Here is a 1,647-nt window from a genome sequence, read left to right as displayed (position 1 = left end):
AAGGACCTACTATTTAATTCGGTGATGATCGGCACCCTGGGACTTCTCCTATGGATTATGGTTATGGGTTTAACCAACGGTTTATCAGGCGAAACAAAATATGTGGCACTCTTCTTCACCTTATGTCTGACAGGACTACTGCTTTGGGTTTACTTTGGCACCAACTATAGTATTACACAGCATGCTTTGAGTTACAGAAGTGGGCCCATTCGTGGGAAAATTGAGATCGAAAAAATAAAGGAGATCATTAAAGGAAAAACCCTCTGGGTGGGCATGAAGCCTGCAACCTCCACAAACGGGCTTATCATTAAATACGGTAAGTATGATGAGATTTACATCAGCCCTAAAACCAATGAGCTCTTCATTCAAAAATTATTAGAGCTTAAAAGCGATATAAAGGTAACGGAATAGCTACTGCTCTGCCGCTCTACGGAATTTGCAATTCAGAAGCACTATCGTAGAATTTGCAATCCGTTTAAGAAAGCTGCTCTGCATCTCCATTGATAATCACCCTAGAATTATCTTAATAATGTGATAATTAATGATATTTTATGGCTATTTTAACACCACTTGAAAACGTGTATAAACACTTACAAATGTTTACAACTAACAAGGTGTTGATATCCTGTTTTTAACAAAAGCTAATGGCATATTTTATATGAAACAAGTAATAGTGTTTTTCGTCATCCTCTGTTCAGTTATCGGTTGTGATGATAAAAATGATATTAAACCAAAAAAAGTATTTGAAGGAAGTGTAAACTTTATGACACAGGAGGAAATAGACGATTTTGTTATCAACAATTACACACATGTGACCGGGAATATCAAGGTAGGAGACTATTTTCAAAGAAATACTTCCATAACAGATCTAAGTGGGCTAAACTTTTTAGTTTCAGTAGGTGAAAACTTGGTTATAGCTAATAATGATGCATTAACAAACTTACAAGGTTTAGAAAATCTCTCTTCAGTTAGTAGGTATTTCGACATAGTTGGAAATACTAATCTTGCAAATATTAACAGCCTCAGTAATTTAACAGAAGTAGGAGGCATTTTACTTATTTCTTTCAATGACGCACTTATTAATCTTAATGGATTAAATAATCTAAGGGTTATTGGTAGTGATTTAGTTGTTTCAGCTAACAGCTCACTGACAACCCTTGAAGCTTTGAGCAATATTTCGACAGTAGGCAGAAAATTGACCATTCAAGGCAATCAAGCACTTCACAGCCTAAGTGGTTTAAACAATGTACGTTCAGTTGGTGCAGGATTGAGTATCCTGGGTAATTCTTCACTAACCAATTATTGTGACCTGCGACCATTATTAAATTCAAATGGTTTAATTGGGCCATTTGAAGTAAGCTTCAACTCCTATAACCCAACCCAACAAAGTATAAAAGATGGGAATTGTAGTCAATAGAATTAGAACAAAATAGTGCAGCAAAGCATATTCTAAATTGATTTTGCTGTTATCCCCTGCGGGTGCGAGCCTTTGGCTCGTATCAAACTTTAATCTATAATATGTTAAATTAAAAGTCCAGGCTAAAAGCTCGGACTAGCCTAGGCTGTCTCAATCGTTTTGAAAGGGAGTCACCCTATACTCAATCAGAGTCACCTGAAAGGGACTCTGATAATTAAAAGTCAATGAAA

2 protein-coding genes are annotated in these 1,647 nt (G+C 36.0%); both read left to right on the top strand.

Annotated features, from left to right (window positions below; translation table 11 throughout):
• The coding region (locus E1140_RS00420) for a PH domain-containing protein (protein WP_221412591.1) at window positions 1–411 on the top strand (411 nt) is incomplete at its 5' end.
• Between the two features lie 247 nt (window positions 412–658).
• Window positions 659–1,417: a hypothetical protein gene (locus E1140_RS00415; RefSeq protein WP_155177982.1), complete on the top strand. Its 759-nt coding sequence runs from the start codon at window positions 659–661 to the stop codon at window positions 1,415–1,417.
• The last annotated feature ends 230 nt before the right edge of the window (window positions 1,418–1,647 follow it).

Origin of the sequence: Fulvivirga lutimaris (genome assembly GCF_009711525.1) — a bacterium.
Taxonomy (GTDB): domain Bacteria; phylum Bacteroidota; class Bacteroidia; order Cytophagales; family Cyclobacteriaceae; genus Fulvivirga; species Fulvivirga lutimaris.
Note: the sequence above shows the minus strand (reverse complement) of the source record. Positions and strands in the feature narration are given on the sequence as shown.